This window comes from Halomonas sp. SpR8 (assembly GCF_031010195.1).
Taxonomy (GTDB): Bacteria; Pseudomonadota; Gammaproteobacteria; order Pseudomonadales; family Halomonadaceae; genus Vreelandella.
On record NZ_JAUAMC010000001.1, the window covers coordinates 485,668 to 504,927 of the forward strand.

The 19,260-nt window shown below is 56.5% G+C and carries 17 protein-coding genes; 8 read left to right on the top strand and 9 right to left on the bottom strand.

Features of this window, described 5'->3' with window-relative positions:
• Positions 1-15: 15 nt before the first annotated feature.
• From gatB to gatC, 3 genes are all read right to left on the bottom strand, one after another.
• Positions 16-1,470 carry an Asp-tRNA(Asn)/Glu-tRNA(Gln) amidotransferase subunit GatB gene (gene gatB, locus QT230_RS02155; protein ID WP_308319840.1) on the bottom strand — a complete coding sequence of 485 codons (1,455 nt, stop codon included), beginning with the start codon at positions 1,468-1,470 and terminating at the stop codon, positions 16-18.
• Positions 1,470-2,930, bottom strand: coding sequence for an Asp-tRNA(Asn)/Glu-tRNA(Gln) amidotransferase subunit GatA (gene gatA, locus QT230_RS02160; protein WP_308319841.1), 1,461 nt, complete (start codon positions 2,928-2,930; stop codon positions 1,470-1,472). Before gatA ends, gatB begins: the two co-directional genes overlap by 1 nt.
• Positions 2,931-3,025: 95 nt before the next feature.
• A complete protein-coding gene (gatC, locus tag QT230_RS02165; RefSeq protein ID WP_308319842.1) occupies positions 3,026-3,313 on the bottom strand; it encodes an Asp-tRNA(Asn)/Glu-tRNA(Gln) amidotransferase subunit GatC in 288 nt (95 codons plus the stop codon).
• 229 nt (positions 3,314-3,542) lie between these two features.
• Here gatC and QT230_RS02170 point away from each other — a divergent pair, with 229 nt between their 5' ends.
• From QT230_RS02170 to tldD, 7 genes are all read left to right on the top strand, one after another.
• Entirely contained in the window at positions 3,543-4,580 is a 1,038-nt protein-coding gene (locus tag QT230_RS02170; protein ID WP_007114671.1) for a rod shape-determining protein, read from the top strand.
• Positions 4,581-4,604: 24 nt separating this feature from the next.
• Positions 4,605-5,594: a rod shape-determining protein MreC gene (mreC, locus tag QT230_RS02175; protein WP_308319843.1), complete on the top strand. Its 990-nt coding sequence runs from the start codon at positions 4,605-4,607 to the stop codon at positions 5,592-5,594.
• Positions 5,594-6,082 (top strand): rod shape-determining protein MreD, encoded by a 489-nt coding sequence (gene mreD, locus QT230_RS02180; RefSeq protein ID WP_308319844.1) that lies wholly within the window; start codon positions 5,594-5,596, stop codon positions 6,080-6,082. Before mreC ends, mreD begins: the two co-directional genes overlap by 1 nt.
• Positions 6,079-6,663, top strand: a complete 585-nt coding sequence (locus QT230_RS02185) for a Maf family protein (protein WP_308319845.1) — start codon at positions 6,079-6,081, stop codon at positions 6,661-6,663. The genes mreD and QT230_RS02185 overlap by 4 nt, the downstream gene beginning before the upstream one ends.
• 70 nt (positions 6,664-6,733) lie before the next feature.
• The gene (rng, locus tag QT230_RS02190; RefSeq protein WP_308319846.1) at positions 6,734-8,197 is read left to right on the top strand and encodes a ribonuclease G; all 1,464 of its coding nucleotides are present in this window, start codon (positions 6,734-6,736) and stop codon (positions 8,195-8,197) included.
• Between the two features lie 2 nt (positions 8,198-8,199).
• A complete protein-coding gene (locus QT230_RS02195) occupies positions 8,200-12,054 on the top strand; it encodes an AsmA-like C-terminal region-containing protein (RefSeq protein WP_308319847.1) in 3,855 nt (1,284 codons plus the stop codon).
• A complete protein-coding gene (gene tldD, locus QT230_RS02200; protein ID WP_308319848.1) occupies positions 12,051-13,502 on the top strand; it encodes a metalloprotease TldD in 1,452 nt (483 codons plus the stop codon). The genes QT230_RS02195 and tldD overlap by 4 nt, the downstream gene beginning before the upstream one ends.
• A gap of 35 nt (positions 13,503-13,537) precedes the next feature.
• Here tldD and yjgA read toward each other — a convergent pair whose 3' ends face one another.
• Positions 13,538-14,071 carry a ribosome biogenesis factor YjgA gene (gene yjgA / locus QT230_RS02205; RefSeq protein ID WP_308319849.1) on the bottom strand — a complete coding sequence of 178 codons (534 nt, stop codon included), beginning with the start codon at positions 14,069-14,071 and terminating at the stop codon, positions 13,538-13,540.
• 140 nt (positions 14,072-14,211) lie between these two features.
• Here yjgA and pmbA point away from each other — a divergent pair, with 140 nt between their 5' ends.
• Entirely contained in the window at positions 14,212-15,552 is a 1,341-nt protein-coding gene (gene pmbA, locus QT230_RS02210; RefSeq protein ID WP_308319850.1) for a metalloprotease PmbA, read from the top strand.
• Between the two features lie 20 nt (positions 15,553-15,572).
• Here the strand turns inward: pmbA and QT230_RS02215 are convergent, their stop codons facing one another.
• The 5 genes from QT230_RS02215 to QT230_RS02235 form a co-directional block, all read right to left on the bottom strand.
• Positions 15,573-15,842, bottom strand: coding sequence for an HPr family phosphocarrier protein (locus QT230_RS02215; protein ID WP_308319851.1), 270 nt, complete (start codon positions 15,840-15,842; stop codon positions 15,573-15,575).
• Positions 15,843-15,887: 45 nt separating this feature from the next.
• Complete coding sequence (gene rapZ / locus QT230_RS02220; protein ID WP_308319852.1) at positions 15,888-16,820, bottom strand: RNase adapter RapZ; 933 nt, start codon at positions 16,818-16,820, stop codon at positions 15,888-15,890.
• A 93-nt stretch (positions 16,821-16,913) separates the two neighbouring features.
• Positions 16,914-17,384, bottom strand: a complete 471-nt coding sequence (locus QT230_RS02225) for a PTS sugar transporter subunit IIA (RefSeq protein ID WP_308319853.1) — start codon at positions 17,382-17,384, stop codon at positions 16,914-16,916.
• Positions 17,385-17,388: 4 nt separating this feature from the next.
• Positions 17,389-17,697, bottom strand: coding sequence for a ribosome hibernation-promoting factor, HPF/YfiA family (gene hpf / locus QT230_RS02230; RefSeq protein ID WP_071692811.1), 309 nt, complete (start codon positions 17,695-17,697; stop codon positions 17,389-17,391).
• A gap of 98 nt (positions 17,698-17,795) precedes the next feature.
• Positions 17,796-19,211, bottom strand: coding sequence for an RNA polymerase factor sigma-54 (locus QT230_RS02235; protein WP_308319854.1), 1,416 nt, complete (start codon positions 19,209-19,211; stop codon positions 17,796-17,798).
• Positions 19,212-19,260: the final 49 nt, after the last annotated feature.

Below are 19,260 nucleotides of genomic sequence, written 5' to 3' on the forward strand. Positions count from 1 at the left end.
CCATTTTCTAGGTTTTTACAACAACGCGTCGAGCTTCTCTTTTAGCAAGCCGTTCACCTGCTGTGGGTTGGCGGTGCCGCGCGACGCTTTCATCACTTGGCCGACAAAGTAGCCGATCATTTTGCCGCGTTTTTCCGGCTCCGAGTCGCGGTATTGAGCGACCTGGGCGGGGCTGTCGGCGATTACCTGATCGATCATTGCCTCGATAGCGCCGGTGTCGGTCACCTGCTTGAGGCCTTTCGCTTCGATCACTTCATCAGCGCTTTCGCCCTGGCCATTCCACAGCGCTTGGAAGACCTCTTTGGCGGCTTTGCCGTTAATAGTGTCATCCAGCACCCGGCTGATCAGCTCGCCTAGCTGGCGGGCAGAGATCGGGCTATTGGCAATGCTTAGACTTTCGCGGTTAAGCGCCCCGGAAAGCTCGCCCTGCACCCAGTTAGCCGCCTGCTTGGCATCGCCACATTCGCTATGCACGGCTTCAAAAAATTCGGCCATATCGCGGCTGGCAGAGATCACGTTGGCATCATAAGCGGACAGCCCCAGCTCGTTTTGAAAGCGCTCACGCTTATCCGCCGGGAGCTCGGGCAGTTGGCTGCGCAGATGGTCCAGGTAGGCCTGATCGAGCACCACCGGCAGCAGGTCGGGGCAGGGGAAGTAACGGTAGTCGTTGGCCTCCTCCTTGGTGCGCATGCTGCGGGTTTCATCGCGATCCGGGTCGAACAGGCGGGTTTCTTGAACCACGCTGCCACCATCTTCAATCAACTCAATCTGGCGTTCAACCTCAAAGGCAATCGCTCGCTCGACAAAGCGGAAGGAGTTAACGTTTTTAATCTCCGCACGGGTACCAAAGGCTTCCTGACCTTTGGGGCGTACCGAGACGTTCACGTCGCAACGCATGGAGCCTTCCGCCATATTACCGTCGGAAATGCCCAGGTAGGTCACGATGGAGTGGATCGCCTTGAGATACGCTGCGGCCTCTTTGGCGCTGCGCATATCCGGCTCCGAAACGATTTCCAGCAGCGGCGTGCCTGCCCGGTTCAAGTCGATACCGGTCATGCCGTGAAAATCTTCATGTAGTGACTTGCCGGCATCCTCTTCAAGGTGGGCGTGGTGAATGCGGATATGCTTGGTGCTGCCATCCTCTAGCGTAATTTCAACCTCGCCAGGGCCGACGATGGGGTGGTACATCTGGCTAGTCTGGTAGCCCTTGGGCAGATCGGGGTAGAAGTAGTTTTTACGGTCAAACACCGACACTTCAGCGATATCGGCATGCACTGCCAGGCCAAACTGCACGGCCATGGCGACGGCTTGCTCATTAAGCACCGGCAGTACGCCGGGTAGGCCTAAATCCACCGCACATGCCTGGGTATTTGGCTCAGCGCCAAACGCCGTGGAGGCGCCGGAGAAAATTTTAGAGCGCGTTGCGAGCTGAACGTGGACTTCAAGCCCAATCACGGTTTCCCATTGCATTAGGCATACTCCTCGGCAAAGGCAGGACGTTGTAAGTGCCAGTCGGTCGCTTGCTGAAACTGGTGGGCGACGTTAAGCAACTGCGCTTCGGCAAAGTGGGTGCCAAGAATCTGTAGGCCCACCGGGCGGCCACCGACAAAACCCGCGGGTACGCTAATACCGGGGATGCCAGCCAGGTTGACGGCAATCGTATAGATATCCTGCAGATACATCGACACCGGGTCTTTTTTGGCGCCCAGGTCGAAGGCTGGCGTAGGCGAGGCGGGGCCCATCAGAACATCGACGTCTTCAAAGGCGTCCAGGAAGTCCTGACGGATCAAGCGACGCACCTGCTGGGCTTTGGTGTAGTAGGCGTCAAAAAAGCCTTCTGAGAGCGTATGAGTGCCGATTAGGATGCGTCGCTTGACCTCTTCGCCAAAGCCTTCTTCCCGCGAACGCTTGTAGAGATCAATTAGATCGCTGGGGTTGTCGCAGCGGTGACCGAAACGCACGCCGTCGTAGCGGGAGAGGTTCGAAGAAGCCTCCGCAGGGGCAATCACGTAGTAGGCTGGAATCGCATAGTGGGTATGCGGCAGGCTGACTTCGCGTACCGTGGCGCCCAGGGATTCGTAGACTTTTACCGCCTCGCGGACGGCTTTTTCGACTTCGGGATCCAAACCATCGCCAAAATACTCTTTGGGCAGGCCGATCTTGAGACCCGAGAGGGGGGCATTCAGGCCCTCCACGTAGTCGGGTACGCCGCGGGCAACGCTGGTGGAGTCTCGACCGTCGTGGCCGGCAATAACGCCAAGCAGGTGAGCGCAATCTTCGGCACTGCGCGCCAGCGGACCTGCTTGGTCAAGGCTCGAGGCGTAGGCAATGATGCCAAAGCGCGATACGCGGCCATAGGTGGGCTTTAAGCCGGTGATGCCACAAAACGCCGCCGGTTGGCGAATCGAGCCTCCTGTGTCGGTGCCCATGGCCGCTGGCACCAGGCCCGCCGCGACGGCTGCCGCGCTGCCGCCGGAGCTACCGCCGGGGACTGCCGTTAAGTCCCAGGGGTTCTTAACCGGGCCGTAGTAGCTGCTTTCGTTGGAGGAGCCCATGGCGAACTCATCCATATTGGTTTTGCCTAGGCTGATCGTCCCCGCCGCATTCAGTTTTTCAACCACGGTGGCATTATAGGGGGCGATAAAGTTATCCAGCATTTTCGAGCCGCAGCTGGTTTTCAAGCCCTGGGTGCAGAAAATATCTTTCAGCGCCAGAGGAATGCCCGCTAGCGGCCCGGTCTTGCCTGCCGCTCGTGCATTGTCGGCGACTTCAGCTTGTCTCAGCGCCTGTTCCGCGGTCACGCTGATAAAACTGTTCAGCTTGCCGTCAGCCTTGTCGATGCGCTGTAAAAAGTGAGCGGTCAGCTCGCGGCTGGAAAACTCGCCGCTTTTCAAAGCGGCAGCGAGTTGCGTTAAGGTTTTCTCATGCATGACCCAGAAGCTCCGTTCAGGGGAGAAAAAAAAGAGGCAATAGTGTTGGCTGTCAATGCTCGTGCGCGATTGTCCCGCGTACTTATTGAATGAGTTTATTCAACGACACGGGGCACCAGATACAGGCCATTTTCCACTGCCGGAGCACAGCGCTGAAAAGTGTCGCGCTGGTTAGTTTCCGTTACTTCATCGGCACGCAGTCGTTGGGTCGCATCTAGCGGATGAGACAGCGGCGAAATCCCTGTGGTATCAATGCTTTGTAGTTGATCAACCATGTCGATAATCCGGCTTAGGTCGTCTACAAAGCCGCTGGCTTGGTCATCGCTAATGGCAAGTCGGGCCAGGTGGGCGGCCCGGCGTACATGAGAGTCTTCAATCGCCATGTTCGAGATTTCCTCGCAAAGGTGATGGAACATATTCCACATTAAGCGGTATACATACCGACATCAAAAAAACGTCTTGTGTCGCAGACGTGGAAAATAGCCGCAAAAGGTACCACATATTGGCCTTAACTGGCAGTGTTAGGCGCGACTCGTGCTTGCTGCCAGGGGGTTGCGGTGATACCGTTTGCATCCGCACAGGGTTCCCGGTCTGCACTAGGTAACAACATCCATGTTTAAACGTTTGAGGGGGCTGTTTTCCAGCGATCTGTCGATCGACTTGGGTACGGCCAACACACTGATTTATGTACGCGGTCGCGGTATCGTGCTCGATGAGCCGTCCGTGGTTGCTATCCGCCAGTCTGGCAATATGCGCAGCGTCGCGGCAGTCGGTACCGATGCCAAGCGAATGCTGGGGCGCACGCCGGGTAATATTACTGCGATTCGGCCGATGAAAGATGGCGTTATTGCCGACTTCACCGTCACCGAACAGATGCTCCAGCACTTTATTCGTAAAGTTCACCAGAGCACCTTCTTGACCCCCAGCCCGCGTGTGCTGGTGTGCGTTCCTTGCATGTCAACGCAAGTAGAGCGTCGGGCGATTCGTGAGTCAGCAGAAGGTGCCGGGGCCCGCGAGGTGTTCTTGATTGAAGAACCCATGGCGGCAGCGATTGGCGCAGGCCTTCCAGTTGATGAAGCGCAGGGGTCGATGGTGGTGGATATCGGTGGTGGTACCACTGAGATCGCGATCATTTCTCTTAACGGCGTGGTCTACTCCGAGTCTATTCGGGTGGGTGGCGACCGCTTTGACGAAGCCATCACTGCCTACGTGCGTCGTCACTACGGCAGCCTGATTGGTGAAGCGACGGCCGAGCGGATTAAAGAAGAGATTGGCTGTGCCTACCCCGGTGGCGAGCTGCGCGAAATTGACGTGCGCGGGCGTAATCTGGCCGAAGGTATTCCACGCAGCTTTACACTTAATTCCCACGAAACCCTGGAAGCTTTACAAGAAACCCTGGGGTCTATCGTGGCCGCGATTAAGAGCGCTCTTGAGCAGTCACCGCCTGAATTGGCGTCTGATATCGCCGAGCGAGGCTTGGTGTTAACCGGCGGCGGTGCGCTATTGCGTGATCTGGACAAGCTGATTGCTGAAGAGACGGGGCTCCCGGTGATTGTTGCCGAAGATCCGTTGACCTGCGTTGCTCGCGGCGGTGGTAAAGCGCTGGAGATGATTGATCAGCACACCTTTGAGTTGCTGTCGAGCGACTAATCGCAGCGGTTAATTGCGGGGGGATTGCCTATTAAACCGCTGTTTTCGCACGGGCCACTGCCGGGCTACCGGCTGTTTTTTTGCGTGTTGGCTGCCAGTGCTTTGATGTTTGTCGACCAGCGTTTCACGCGTATGGAGCAAGTGCGCGCGCAGATGTCGATGATCGTAGCGCCTATTCAATGGGTCGTTAGCGTGCCTAGCGACCTGTTGAATTGGGGGTCGCTGGCGCTCTCTGATCAACAGGCGCTGGTGGATGAGAATCGCCGCCTTCGTGAGCAGATTCTTACTCTTTCTCATCGTGGCCAACGAATGGCCAATCTGACGGCAGAAAACAGCGAGCTGCGCGATTTGCTTAAAGCCGCTGAGCGGCGTGATATTCCTTATATCACCGCCGAGTTGCTATCGCTTGATAATGATCCTTTCAGCCATCAAATGGTGGTCAACCGTGGGCATCGCAACGGCGCCTACGTGGGGCAGCCGGTGATCGATGCGTTTGGTCTGGTGGGGCAAATTACGGCGGTGTCTGCTTACTCCAGTCGCGTATTGTTATTAGCAGATGCAAGCCACGCCTTACCGGTTCAACTGAATCGCAATGGGTTGCGCTTTATCGTTCAAGGGGCGGGTCGTTACAGCAGCGTGAATGTTATGCACGTGCCTGATACGGCGGATATCCGCGAAGGTGACCTACTGACCACGTCTGGTTTGGCGGGGCGCTTCCCCCCAGGTTATCCCGTGGCGCGCGTCACCGAGGTTTTTCACGATCCGGGTAAGCCGTTCGCGCGGGTAACCGCCGAACCCATGGCGCAGCTGCAGCGTTCACGTCACTTCTTGCTGCTTTTTCCGCCTCCGCGAGAGGAAATAGAAGAGCACGCGTGGGATGATACGCTGGATATTTCGGCAGAGGCACTGCGCTCCTCGCTACATCTTGCCGTTCCTGGCAGCGTTCAGCACGATAACGCTCAGCCCAATAACGCGTTGCGCAACCAAAACGCATCATCTCAAGAGGTGCCCTGATGGCCCGAGCACCGACGGTTCCGCTACTGATTGTTTGGTTTAGCCTTGTTTTTGCGCTGTGTTTGCAAGTTATGCCTCTGGCCGATGGTTGGCAGGTCTATCGCCCCGAGTGGTTGGGGCTGATGCTGATCTACTGGTGTATGCGTACTCCCGACAGAGTTGGCGTTTTTCACGGCTTTGTGCTGGGCATTTTATTGGATTTAATTGAAGGCACTGCGTTAGGTCAGCATGCGCTGATTTATGCGTTCTTGGCTTTCTTATCTGCCTTGGTCTACCCCCGCTTCCGAGCTTATTCGTTGGTACAGCAGTCGGCGTTAGTACTGGTGCTACTCGGCTTGGTGCAATTAATGGCACAGTGGTTGCGCACGATTGTCGGCGATTTTTCGATACATCTAGCCTTTTTAATTCCTTCGCTGATTAGCGCCTTGCTTTGGCCGTGGCTGGCAACCATGTTCCAGGCGTTAGAGCGCCGGTTGACCGCGTCATGACGGCAACCCCAGTCCTATGCTTAGCGTCTGCCTCTCCGCGCCGTAAGGCGCTACTGGCCTCTATTGGCGTACCGGTCACGGTTCGCCCATGTCATATTGATGAGACGCCGCTGGCTGGCGAGTCGGCTGAAGTCTATGTGTATCGCTTGGCGGTTACCAAAGCGGAAGCGGCGGCTCCGTTGACGGGTCTGCCTACGTTAGGTTCAGATACCGCAGTGGTAGTTGATGGGCGTATCCTAGGTAAACCGGCGGATTTTGATGAAGGCGCGGGTATGTTGCGGCTGCTCTCTGGCAGAAGCCACCATGTGCTGACCAGCGTAGCGGTGAGCGGGCCTGCAGGGATGCTTAGCTGTTGTGTAGCCACCCAGGTAACCATGCGTCTGATAGATGAGCATGAAATGGCAGCCTATTGGCGTACTGGTGAGCCCGCTGATAAGGCAGGCAGCTACGCAATACAGGGTTTAGCGTCCATATTTGTAAAAGAGATTCAAGGCAGTCATTCGGCAGTGGTAGGGCTACCGCTGTTTGAGACGGCGAACTTGCTACACCAACAGGGAGTTCCAATCTGGCAGCGTGTTTAACGCTTTTGGCTTGAGAGGAATGCCACCGGTATTGCTAGCAAGTAATACGTCAACCAATAAGGAATTTTGCATGAGCGGTGAAGTTCTCATCAATTTAACGCCAATGGAAACCCGCGTTGCGCTGGTTGAAAACGGCGTTTTGCAAGAGGCACTGATCGAACGTTCCCGCCGACGTGGCATCGTGGGCAATATCTACAAAGGCAAAGTAGTACGTGTACTGCCTGGAATGCAGGCTGCCTTTGTCGATATTGGTCTAGAGCGTGCAGCCTTTATTCATGCTCATGAAGTCATGCCGCCGGGCACGCCGCCGGATGAGCAGCAAACTATTGGTCAATTGCTCCATGAAGGCCAGGCATTAGTGGTTCAAGTGACTAAAGATCCTATCGCTAGTAAAGGGGCGCGGCTAACGACCCACCTTTCGATCCCCTCCCGCTATTTGGTCTATATGCCAGACTCCCCGCACCACGGCGTTTCTCAGCGAATTGAAGATGAGCGTGAACGCGAGCGACTTAAAGCGCTGTTGGACACCAGTGTGGCGGAGCAGACGCTGGAAGTGACGGGAGGCTTTATTGTCCGTACTGCCGCCGAGGGCGTTGGGGACGATGAGCTGAAAGGCGATATGCACTTTCTGCTGCGGCTATGGCGTAAAGTGAGTGAGCGTAAAATTACGGCTACCCCGCAAAGCGTCATTTATGATGATCTGCCGCTGTTTATGCGCACCCTGCGCGACGTAATGCGCGACGATATAGAGAAAGTGCGCATCGATTCCCGGGAAAACTTCATCAAGCTGGTCGAGTTTGCCGAAGAATTTATGCCCGACGCGGTGGAGCGCATCGAGTACTACCCCGGCGAGCGGCCCATCTTTGATCTGTATAGCGTCGAAGATGAGATACAAAAAGCTCTGGGGCGTAAGGTTCAGCTGAAATCCGGCGGTTACTTGGTGATTGATCCGACGGAGGCAATGACTACCATTGACGTCAATACTGGCGGCTATGTTGGCCATCGTAATCTTGAAGAGACGATCTTCAAAACCAATCTTGAAGCTGCCACGGCAATCGCCCGTCAACTGCGGCTGCGTAATTTGGGCGGCATCATCATTATCGACTTTATCGATATGGTCGATGTTGAGCACCAGAGGCAGGTATTGCGGGTATTGGAAAAAGCCCTGGAGCGTGATCACGCCAAAACCAAGTGTACAGGGATCACCGAGCTTGGCCTTGTCCAGCTTACTCGTAAACGAACCCGCGAAAGCCTGGAGCAAACACTGTGTGAAGCGTGCCCCACCTGCAGTGGGCGGGGCACGCTTAAAACCCCAGAAACCGTCTGCTACGAAATTTTTCGCGAGATTCTGCGCGAAGAGCGCGCCTATAGCGCTGAAACCTACATGGTGTTGGCATCGCAGCCCGTCGTTGACCGTTTGCTAGATGAGGAGTCAGCGGCGGTGGCGGACCTTGAAACGTTTATCAATAAAACGATTCGGTTTCAGGTCGAGCAGCACTACTCCCAAGAACAGTACGACATCGTGCTGATGTAATCATGCAGACTCGTTCGCTGTTGCGTTGGAGTTTATTGATCGCGGCTTGGCTACTAGGCAGTGTAGCCGTGCTGCTGTTACTGCTGCGTTTGGCTATCAGCCAAACCGACGCCCTGACTCCGCGTATTGAAACGCTGCTTGAAACGCAAATTGGCGTGCCGGTCACTATCGAGCACTTATCGCTTTCGTTTGCCCGTAATGACTTGATATTGCGGCTTGACGGTGTCAATGCTGAAACGCCGGACGGTCAAACGCTATTTTCTCTTGAGCATGCCGATCTGCGATTAGGTACATGGGCCACACTTGCCAATTGGGCGCCAATTTTTAGCGATGCCCGCATTAGCGGTTTAGAGTTTCATCTCTATCAAGGCGATGGCCAATCGTGGCAGTGGCCTGAGCCCGCCGAGTTGCCGCCACTGATGGCGCCAGAGCCTGAGGTGGATCTCGACACCGTAGATGTCTGGACAGGTCTGATTTTACGCCAGCGAGTATGGGCAGATAACACCAGTGTGGTGCTGCATGGTCAGCACGATACCGTGATGCTGCATGCCCAGACCTTGCTGCTCACCGGTAATGAGCGGAGGACGCGACTGGCCGGCGCGATCAACATTGCTGAAACTATGCAGCAAGCCCGGGAAGAGGCGCTCCCAGCAGCGGAAATAAAGGTCGAAATGCAGCCCGGACAACGGGGTTTCAGCGATTTTTCGGCAGCGTTGCAACTGGATATTCAGCTTGACCAGTTGGTCGTTCTGGCGGATATGTTCCGGCCGGATCATGCCGCTTACTTAGAGCAAGCCGGGGGCAGTGCGCGGCTTTGGGGGCGCTGGAGCAACGGACGCATTGAGGAGGCTCGCGTTGCTGTCGACGTACCCCAGTTGACGCTACGCCATCAGGTTCAATACGCGGTGTTAAAGGATATTGAGGCCAATGGGTTGTGGCAGCGCGACGGCGATGGGGGGGAGGCGTGGCTAAGCGGTGATGCAGATAGCGTGGAGTGGGCGCAGCCCCCTGGAGGCAACGTTGGGCCTGCCTTGCCACGTCACTGGCACGCCACCCACCAGCCAGGGCAGTGGGAAGTGCGCACCAGTGCCTTTGAGCTGGCTTCGTTGACCGCTTGGCGTGACTATGTGCTGCTCCCCGAGTCCGTCACCCGGGTATTGCAAACCCTCGCTCCCCGCGGCCAAGTTGAAGGGTTGCACGTGGGGCAGCAGGATGGCCACTGGGGAGTCGACGCAGCGATAACCGGCGTGGAAGTCTCACCCTGGCAGCAGGCGCCGGGCGGTGGCCCACTGGATGCCTGGGTGCAGGCGCGGGATTTTCGCGGTCGCGTGCTGTTTAGCAGTAACGGTGATAGCACTCTCTATTTTCCCGAGTTTTTTGCCGCTCCCATGCAATTGCGGCGTGCTGAAGGAGAGGTCGAGTGGGTATACGACGGCCCCAACACCATGGTGAGTGGCAAACGGCTAAGCGTCGATTGGGACGGCGCTCAGATATCCGGTGGTTTTGGTTTAGTGACGGGTAATCAACGTGGCCACTTTGGTTTAGACCTTGATTTCAGCAACGTGGATGCCCTTGAACGCCCGCTAGCTCAGTGGTTACCGCTCAGCGTAATGGACGACGAGCTTCGCGAATGGCTGCTCAATGATATTGGCGGCTACGTCAGCGAAGGCTCGTTGCAACTAAGCCAGCCGCTAGGCGAAGGGGCGAGCGCCAAAGACTTTACCGCGACGCTCGCGCTGGCGGTATCGCAAGGGCATTTGCCGATTGCGCCAGGCTGGCCGCGCCTTGACGACGTCGAGGGGCGTCTGAAGTGGCAGAACAGGGTGTTAGAAGCTGAAATAGATAACGCCCAGAGCCATGGTGTCACCGCTTCAGAGGGCGAGCTAGTGATGGAAGATGAGACGCTCAACCTTTCGGGGCAGTTACAGGCAGATGGGCCAGCGCTGGTGTCGTTTTTACAGGCGATGCCCGAGATTGATCTGTCCCAGTTGAGTGATTTGCGGGTATCGGGAGACGTTAACGGCGATATTGCGCTGTCGTTACCGTTACAAAATCCCGAGGCGCTTCAGTTGGAGATCAATGCCCGACCGCGCTTCTCGCAAGTGGTTTATCAACCGCTCGATCTACGTCTTCAATCGGTTGAGGGGGATCTCGCCTGGCTTCAAGATGGGGAGAGTTCGGGGCTCGTCGGCGAGGCTAGTGGTCAGTTGCTTGGGGGGGCTATCAACGCTGATATTGATACTCAAAGCGACGGCATACAACTGCACGGAAGTGTCGCCACCGCGGCGCTTTTCGGACTTGCTGGGTTAGACAGCAGCCAAGGGCGCCTGCCCTTAGAAGGGCCGATAGAGTGGCAGGGTCGTGTCACCATAAACCCAACGCCCTCCCTGCGTCTTGAGAGTCGCTTGCTCGGCGTCACCAGCCACCTGCCCGAACCTTTTGCCAAGTCACCACAGCAGCCCTGGCCCTGGACATTGACCGCCGATTTAGATGCCAAACGGCTGGAAACAAAGCTGGCTGATATCGCCGCAGCACGAATTCAGCAGCGTAACGGTGAGTTTGCCGGAGAGCTGAATTTAGGCAGCCAGGCGATGCGTCTACCCGGCTGGCCCACCCAACCAGGGTTCAGCCTCAACGCTGCCGTGCCACGGCTTGACCCGCTAGCATGGCAGCAGGCAATAGCACCGCTAATGGCTGGAGGAGCGCCGGGTGCGTCTAGCGCAGGCACTCAAACGCCCCTAATGGTTTCGTTGACCACGCCCTGCGTGGTGTACCAAAAGGAGTGTTTAGGCAGTCTTAATGCCTCGGGAGGCATGAGCGCGGGGCTGATCGATTTGGGCCTAAGCGGCAATCTGGTCACTGGGCATTTACAGTACGATGCTGATTCCCCCCAGCCTTTGGATATGACCATTGAAGCGCTGGCGCTTGATCGCTTGCTGGCGTTAGCCAATGTCGAGCATGACAGTGATGCACCGATGCCAGACTCATGGATGGAGTCGGTCGAAACTCAGCGTAAGGATCCTGTAGCCATTCCTGATTGGCTAGCCGATGTGCCCAATGGTCGATTGCGCCTAGCCGAAATTGCCATGGGGCCGCGCCGCTTTGGCCCCTTGACCGCCTACTGGAAAACCGACGGCGAGCGCTTTTCGCTGACCCCTGTTGGCTTAACCCTGGGGCAGCTCTCGGCGCGTGGCGAGCTGCACTGGGAGGGGGATGCCGTTTCTAGTCATACCCGGGCAGACATTACGATTCAGGGGGGGGATATTGGCACCGCCCTTGAGCGCCTTGACCAGCCGGTGGCCATGCGCAGCCGGAGTACCGATGTGGCCGCTTCGCTAGATTGGCCGGGGGCGCCTTGGCAGTTGGAGCTAAGCCGCTCAGATGGCTATATCAGTACCGACATCCGCGACGGCCGTTTTGTCACCCTGGAGTCGGCGCCGGCGCGTTTAATCGGTTTGCTCAATTTCGATAATATTTTACGTCGTCTGCGCCTGGATTTTTCTGACGTTACCGGCCGGGGCACGGCATTTGACCGTGTCAAAGGCACCGCCGATGTTACCGGTGGGCTGCTGACGCTACGCGGGCCATTGCAAATTGATGCGCCGGCCACCACCCTAACGCTTACCGGCAGTGTCGATCTGGTGACCCGTGAACTCGACCAGCGGCTTGGCGTCACACTACCAGTGACGCAAAGTTTACCGATCGCGGCAATTGCCGTCGGCGCGCCCATCGTGGGTGGCGCACTGTTCCTTGCTGACCAGCTGTTTGGCGACGCCCTAGATCGTGCCACGACACTCCATTATCGCGTGCGAGGCCCTTGGACCTCGCCGCAGGTTACTTTAGAAGGCCCCCAATGACCGCATATAAAAGTGATGTAGATACGGCTGCCGCCATTCTGTTGACCCCTGGAGGACTTGACTTAGACGCTCTGGAAACGGGGTTGGGCTACGCCATGGGCGCGGGCATTGACTACGCAGACCTCTATTTCCAGCGTACCTGGCAAGAGGGCTGGGTACTGGAAGATGGAGAGGTGAAAGAGGCCAGCTACAATATTGACGGTGGCGTCGGCGTGCGCTCACTGGCTGGAGAAAAAACCGGCTTTGCCTACTCCAACCAAATTACCGCCGATGCGCTAATGGACACTGGCCGCACGGCGGCAGGTATTGTGCGCAGTGGTCAACGCCTGCCGGGGCAGTTGGTTCAGCCCGTTTCCGCTCTGTCGCGCTACGCAGGCATTGACCCCTTAGCCGGGCTAAGCGCCGAAGACAAAGTCGCCATGTTAAAACAGGCTGACCGTGTGGCGCGTGCGGAGGACCCGAGCATTAGCCAGGTCAGTGCTTCCTTGTCTGGCACTTATGAAGTGGTGCTGGTGCGGGCCAGTGATGGCACTCTGGCGGCAGATATTCGCCCTCTGGTGCGCTTTAATGTCAGCGTTATCGCGGTTAAGAATGGACGCCGTGAGCGCGGTAGTGCAGGTGGTGGTGGCCGTTACTCCATGGCTAAGCTGCGCGATGATCAAGTCGCGGAGCAGTACGCCAAAGAAGCGGTACGTCAGGCGTTGGTCAACCTGGAAGCTATCGATGCGCCTGCGGGGCAAATGCCGGTGGTGCTGGCGTCAGGGTGGCCGGGGATTCTGCTCCATGAGGCCGTCGGCCACGGTCTGGAAGGGGATTTTAACCGCAAAGGCAGCTCCGCCTTTGCTGGCAAAATGGGCCAGCGTGTTGCCGCTAGAGGCGTGACCATTGTCGACGATGCGACGATAGCGGATTGCCGTGGCTCTATGAGCGTGGATGACGAGGGCACCCCAGGGCAATATACGCCGCTTATCGAAGACGGCATTTTGACCGGCTATATGCAGGACAAGCTTAATGCCCGTCTGATGGGGATGGCACCTACCGGCAACGCAAGGCGTGAGTCCTTCGCTCACCTACCGATGCCGCGTATGACCAACACTGTTATGCTGGCTGGCCAGGATGAACCCAGCGATATTATCAAAAGCGTTAAGCGCGGTATTTATGCGGTGAGCTTTGGTGGCGGGCAGGTGGATATCACCTCGGGTAAGTTCGTGTTCTCTGCCAGCGAAGCCTACCTGATTGAAGACGGTAAGGTGACAGCGCCGGTGAAAGGGGCCACCTTGATTGGTAATGGGCCGGAGGCGATGCAGCGCGTATCGATGATTGGCCACGATATGGCGCTGGATACCGGGATTGGCGTGTGTGGTAAAGAGGGGCAGGGCGTGCCGGTGGGTGTTGGCCAGCCCACCCTGAAATTGGATGAGCTGACCGTCGGCGGTACTCAGTCTTAAGAGCTTGTCTTAAAAGCAGATCTTAAGTGCTGTCTTTAAAGATCAAGCGTCTCGCGCAGGTGTTTGAATAGCTTGCGCGAGCTGGTCGGCGGTTTGCCCTGCTCGCGTTCCCGCTGGGCGTTGCGAATCAGTTGACGCAGGGTCTGGCGGTCGGCATCGGGGTGCTCTGCCATAAACAGGTCGACAGCAGGATCGCCTTCGTCAATTAAGCGTTCCCGCCACTTTTCTAGGCGATGAAACGCATGGTCGCGCTGCTCCTGCTCCTGGTCGATGGAATCGAACACGGCTTGAATGGCGGTGAGATCCTCTTTACGGATTAGCTTGCCGACATACTGCATATGGCGGCGGCGACCTTCGTGAGAGCGAATGCGCGAGGTTTCTTCTATAGCGCGCAGCATATCGTCAGAGAGGGGGAAGCGGGCGCGTTCCGCCGGACGCATGGCGATTAAGGTTTCCCCAAGTGCCTGTAAGGCATGCATTTCGCGTTTGAGTTGCGACTTGCTAGGGCGTTCTTCCTGCTCTTCTACTTGATTAGTATTTGGGTCGGTATCGGGGCGTTGCTTACGCATAGTGTGACTCACAGACAAGATTCGTGGCGGCATTATACCAGCTGCGAGTACAACATTGATTCGCCGAAGGTACTCTCTTAAAAGGTACTCTCTTAAAAGACATTCGGTTGAGAGACATTCGGTTGAAAAAAGGAGGCCATATGGCACAGGCATTTGATGCATCCGCGCAGCAGTCGCTCTTGACCGCACGCGCTGAAGAGGCGCTAGCGCTGGCCAAGCGCTTGGGCGCGGATGCTGCCGAAGTGGGCGCAAGTGTAGACCAGGGCATCGGCGTCAGCGTACGCCTGGGAGAAGTGGAAACGGTTGAGTTATCCCGTGACCAGGGCATTGCCGTCACGCTTTACGTGGGGCAGCGTAAAGGCAGCGCTTCATCCACCGACGCCAGCAGTGCCTCGATTCAGGCAGCTGTAGAGAAAGCGCTGGCAATTGCCCGCTACACCGGCGAAGACCCGGCCGCAGGGCTCGCTGATGCGTCACTGATGGCCACTGAACTGCCCGATCTAAAAGTGCACTACCCCTGGGCGCTGACAACGGATGAGGCGATTGAGCTGGCGCTTGCCTGCGAGCAGGCGGGGCGTGATGTTGAGGGCATCTCCCAGTCGGATGGCGCGTCACTCTCCAGCGGCGAAGGGGTGCGCGTTTACGCCAATAGCCACGGCTTTTTAGGTACTCAAAAAGGCAGCAGCCATTCGCTTTCGTGCATGCTGATTGCCCAAGACGCGGCGGGTATGCAGCGCGACTACGACTATACCTCTGCCCGCGACCCCAAAGCGCTGCGTGATCCCGCCGAGGTGGGCCGTGAGGCCGCCGTCCGCACGCTGCGCAGGCTTGGTGCTAAACGCCCGCCCACGGGCACCTTTCCGGTGTTGTTCGACCCAACCTTGGCCAGTGGCTTAATCGGCCACCTGCTCGGCGGTTTAGCCGGTGGCGCGCTCTACCGTCAGGCCTCGTTTTTGTGCGACCGGCTCGGCACGCCGTTGTTTCCCGATTGGTTTAGTCTCGAAGAGCGGCCGATGGAGATCGGCGCCACGGCCAGCTCGCCGTTTGATGGCGAGGGCGTGCAAACCCGCAATAATCGCTTTATCGATCAGGGCAGCATTGCCAGCTATATGCTCTCTTCTTACAGCGCTCGCCGTCTCAATATGCAAACCACAGGCAATGCCGGTGGGGCACGCAATGTGCGTTTAGTAGCTCCGCTGCAATCCCGCGATAGCCTGCTGCAAGAGATGGACCGGGGTATATGGGTGACTGAACTGATGGGGCAGGGCGTCAACAGCGTGACCGGCGACTACTCCCGTGGTGCCGCAGGCTTTTGGGTCGAAAACGGTAAGGTGCAGTACCCGGTTGAAGAGTTCACCATTGCCGGTAACCTGGAACGAATGTTTGCTGGCTTAGTGGGTATTGGTGATGACACCGATACCCGTGGCAGTGTTCACACAGGTAGCTGGTTAATTGATGCCATGACGGTAGCCGGTGATTAAGTCGGAATAGCCAAATGTGGCTACTGATCTTCCTCGAAGCGAGCATCGAACAGCGCTTGGATAGCTTCAAGCGCCTGCTCGGCGTCATCACCTTCGGCGGTGATCGTTAGTTCGGTACCGCAAGGGGCGGCGAGCATGAGCAGCGACATGATGTTGGCAGCGTCGGCCATCTGTTGCTGTTTGTAAACACGTATTTTAGCCGAGAACTGTTGGCCGCATTTGACCAGTTTTGTCGCCGCACGAGCGTGTAGCCCGCGTTGATTGGTGAGTGTGAGTATTCGTTCTGGCACCCTGGTTCCTTTTCGCCGAGTGGTGTCATTAATGGGTAGAAGCGCTTAGGAAGTCTCTTGCCGCTCGCCAGTATGATGTGTGTTATCCAAGGGGGCAGCAGGCCGCTCGTTTAGTGTGAACTGCAACCCTAGTTCCCGATGGCGCAACTGAACTTCACCCATTCCAGGTGCCAGCCGTTTAGCCAACTGCTCTACCATATAGACGGAGCGGTGTTGACCCCCCGTGCAGCCAATAGCAATGGTCATGTAGCTGCGCTGACTATTCTGGTAGGCGGGTAGCCAGCGCTCAAGCCATGTCTGTATATCGTTGCTCATGGCATCGACAACCGGATAGCTGCTTAAGAATGCAGCGATATTAGCATCGCGACCGGTAAATTGGCGCAGCGTTGGATCCCAGTAAGGGTTGGGCAAACAGCGAACATCGAATACCAAATCGGCATCGAGTGGTACACCGCGTTTATAACCAAATGACTCAAGCGTTAGCGTCAATTTATCCGGTCGCTGATGTGCCACCTGATCGGTAATGCGTCGGCGTAAGTCGTGCACCGATAACCGCGATGTGTCGATTAACAGATCGGCCATGTCGCGAATATCGTGGAGCGTCTCTTCTTCTTTATTAATAGCTTCTTCTAACGTCATTTCGCTATCGCGGGTCAGCGGGTGGCGCCGCCGCGTGGCGGAGTAACGCTCGAGCAGAATGCGCGCATCGGTAGTCAGGTAGATGACCTGAAAATCAATCTTACGCTGGCGCAACTCGTCTAATAACGTGGGCATACGTTCCAGTGCACTAGGTAAATTACGCGCATCAATGCTAACCGCCAAATGAGCGCGGTCGCCCTGATCGCGTAATTGATCCACCAACGATCCCAGCAGCATGGCGGGGAGATTATCAATGGCGTAGTAGCCAAGATCCTCCAGCGCTTGCAACGCGATAGATTTACCTGACCCGGAGCGGCCGCTAATGATCACCAGTTGCATAGAGTCTCTCTTTGCTTAGATCAAGCTGCATTGGGGGTGGTGGGCGAGGGCATCATCCTGCCGTATAAAGTACCGTTAGGTGGCTTTTCCGGCTTAGGACGCTGAATGCTCGCGCATTTTGGCGGTAATCAACTCAAGTAGTTCGCGCTGACTGCCTGTTTTGCGCAGCTGTTGGCGAGTGTCCGCATCATTCATGATGGTCGCTACCTGGCCGAGTAGGGATAGGTGCGTGTCATCTGCCTCTTCGGGCACGAGCAGGACAAACACCAGATCAACTGGATCGCCGTCAATGGCGTCGAAATCAATCGCTTCTGACAGTTTTAAAAAACCAGCAATAGGCGCCGAGCAGTGAGGGCTGCGAGCGTGCGGGATAGCCACACCGTTACCGATGCCGGTGCTACCTAAGCGCTCTCGACCGATTAACCGGCTAAACACTTCTTGGCTGTCCAGGCTGGGCGTATTTTGTGCGATAAAGGTGCTGAAAAATTCCAGCACCCTTTTTTTGCTGCCCCCGGGCACGTCGAACAGAACACGTTCCGGGGGGAGTATGGTTTCCAACGTCATTGAATTAACGCACACCTGCGCCTTGGGCGCGGGCTTGTGCTTTTTCCTTATGTTTAACGAGTTGACGATCAATTTTATCCGCTAGGGCGTCGATAGCGGCGTACATATCACTGTCGAGGGCTTCCGCATGTAAATCAGCACCTGCGGCGTGCAGTGTGCAGGCGGCCTGCTGGCGCTCTTTCTCCACTGATAAGGTGACTTGCACCGTGGTTATATTGTCGTAATGGCGCTCTACACGTTCAAGCTTTTCGTTGACATAGTCACGCAAGGCGTCAGTCAGATCTACGTGATGACCAGTGATATTTACTTGCATTGACGTACTCCTTATCCATCGGACTGTACTTCGATTGTAACCCTTTTTGCCGCGTTGCAAAGCCCTTGTCGACAGTTTCCCTTAATCGTTGGAGAGTGCTAGCGAAGACGACGCCGTTCGCTGGACGAGGGGATGCCCATGGCTTCACGATATTTAGCCACCGTGCGACGCGCTACTTGAATACCGCCTTCATCCAGTAGCGTGACTAGGCGGCTGTCAGAAAGCGGTTTGCCCGGCGGTTCTTCCTGAATGAGTTTTTTGAGTCTGGCACGAATGGCGGTGCTAGAGTGGCTGTCGCCATCTTGGCCGCTCACCTGGCTTGAGAAAAAGTATTTGAGTTCAAACACACCGCGGGGCGTATGGATATATTTCTGCGTAGTGACCCGTGAAATCGTCGATTCGTGCATCTCTACTGCTTCGGCAATATCGGCCAATATCAGCGGCTTCATGGCTTCTTCGCCGTGCTCTAAAAAGCCAATCTGGCGGGTGATGATTTCGCGGCCCACGCGCAGTAACGTATCGTTACGGCTGGAGAGGCTTTTGATCAACCAGCGCGCTTCCTGCAGATGCTCTTTGAGAAACTGATTGTCCTGACTTTTGTCTGCACGCTTTATCAAACTGGCGTAATCAGGCTGAATGCGTAGCCGCGGCAAGGCTTCTGGATTGAGCTCTAGGTGCCAGCCTTCGTGGTCATGGCGAACGACCAGATCGGGCGTCACATAGCTGTCGTCGGTGTCGCCGTAGGCGCTGCCAGGGCGTGGGTCGAGGCTACGAATCAGTTGAATGACATCGGTCAGTTGCTCGTCGTCGAGCCCTAAACGGCGCTTGAGTAAGCGCATGTCGTCTTTACCCAGCGCTTCAAGAAACTGGCGCACTAAGCGGCGAGCGGGGACGAGTAGCGGTGTGTCGTCCGGGAGTGCTGCGAGCTGCAGCATTAAACATTCGCGCAGATCGCGAGCAAAGATACCGGTCGGTTCAAACTGCTGGAGTTTGAGCAGAATCGTTTCTACTTCGCGCTGGCTCAGTCCATCAATTCCCTGGGCGCGTAGACCTTCACGAATATCGTTAAGCGGTTGGGTCAAATAGCCGTTGGCATCCAGCGCGTCGATTAAGCTCTCTGCAACAAGCTGTTCACGAACACCGAAATCCGTCATGGCAAGCTGCCAAAGCAGGTGTCCATGAAGGCTTTGTCCGGCGGCTTGACGCTCAAAATCAGGGCCTTCACTGCTGTTGCCGCCCAGGCTGCCTGAATCTTGATAGGTATCTGACCAGTCGCTATCTACCGACAGTTCAGAGGGAATGCTCTCTGACCACTCCTCCTCTTTAGGCTCGCTGACAGCCTGTTCGCTGAATTCATCCTCCTGCTCCAGCATGGGATTGGCATCCAATGCCTGCTGAATTTCTTGCCTCAGGTCCAGCGTAGAGAGCTGTAACAGGGCGATCGCCTGCTGCAGCTGAGGTGTCATGGTCAGCTGTGTGCCAATACGCAGTTGTAGAGAAGCTTTCATGACCATCTGAGAACCACTCGGTAATCGGAAAGCTTCACCCTAGTGCTAGAGGGTT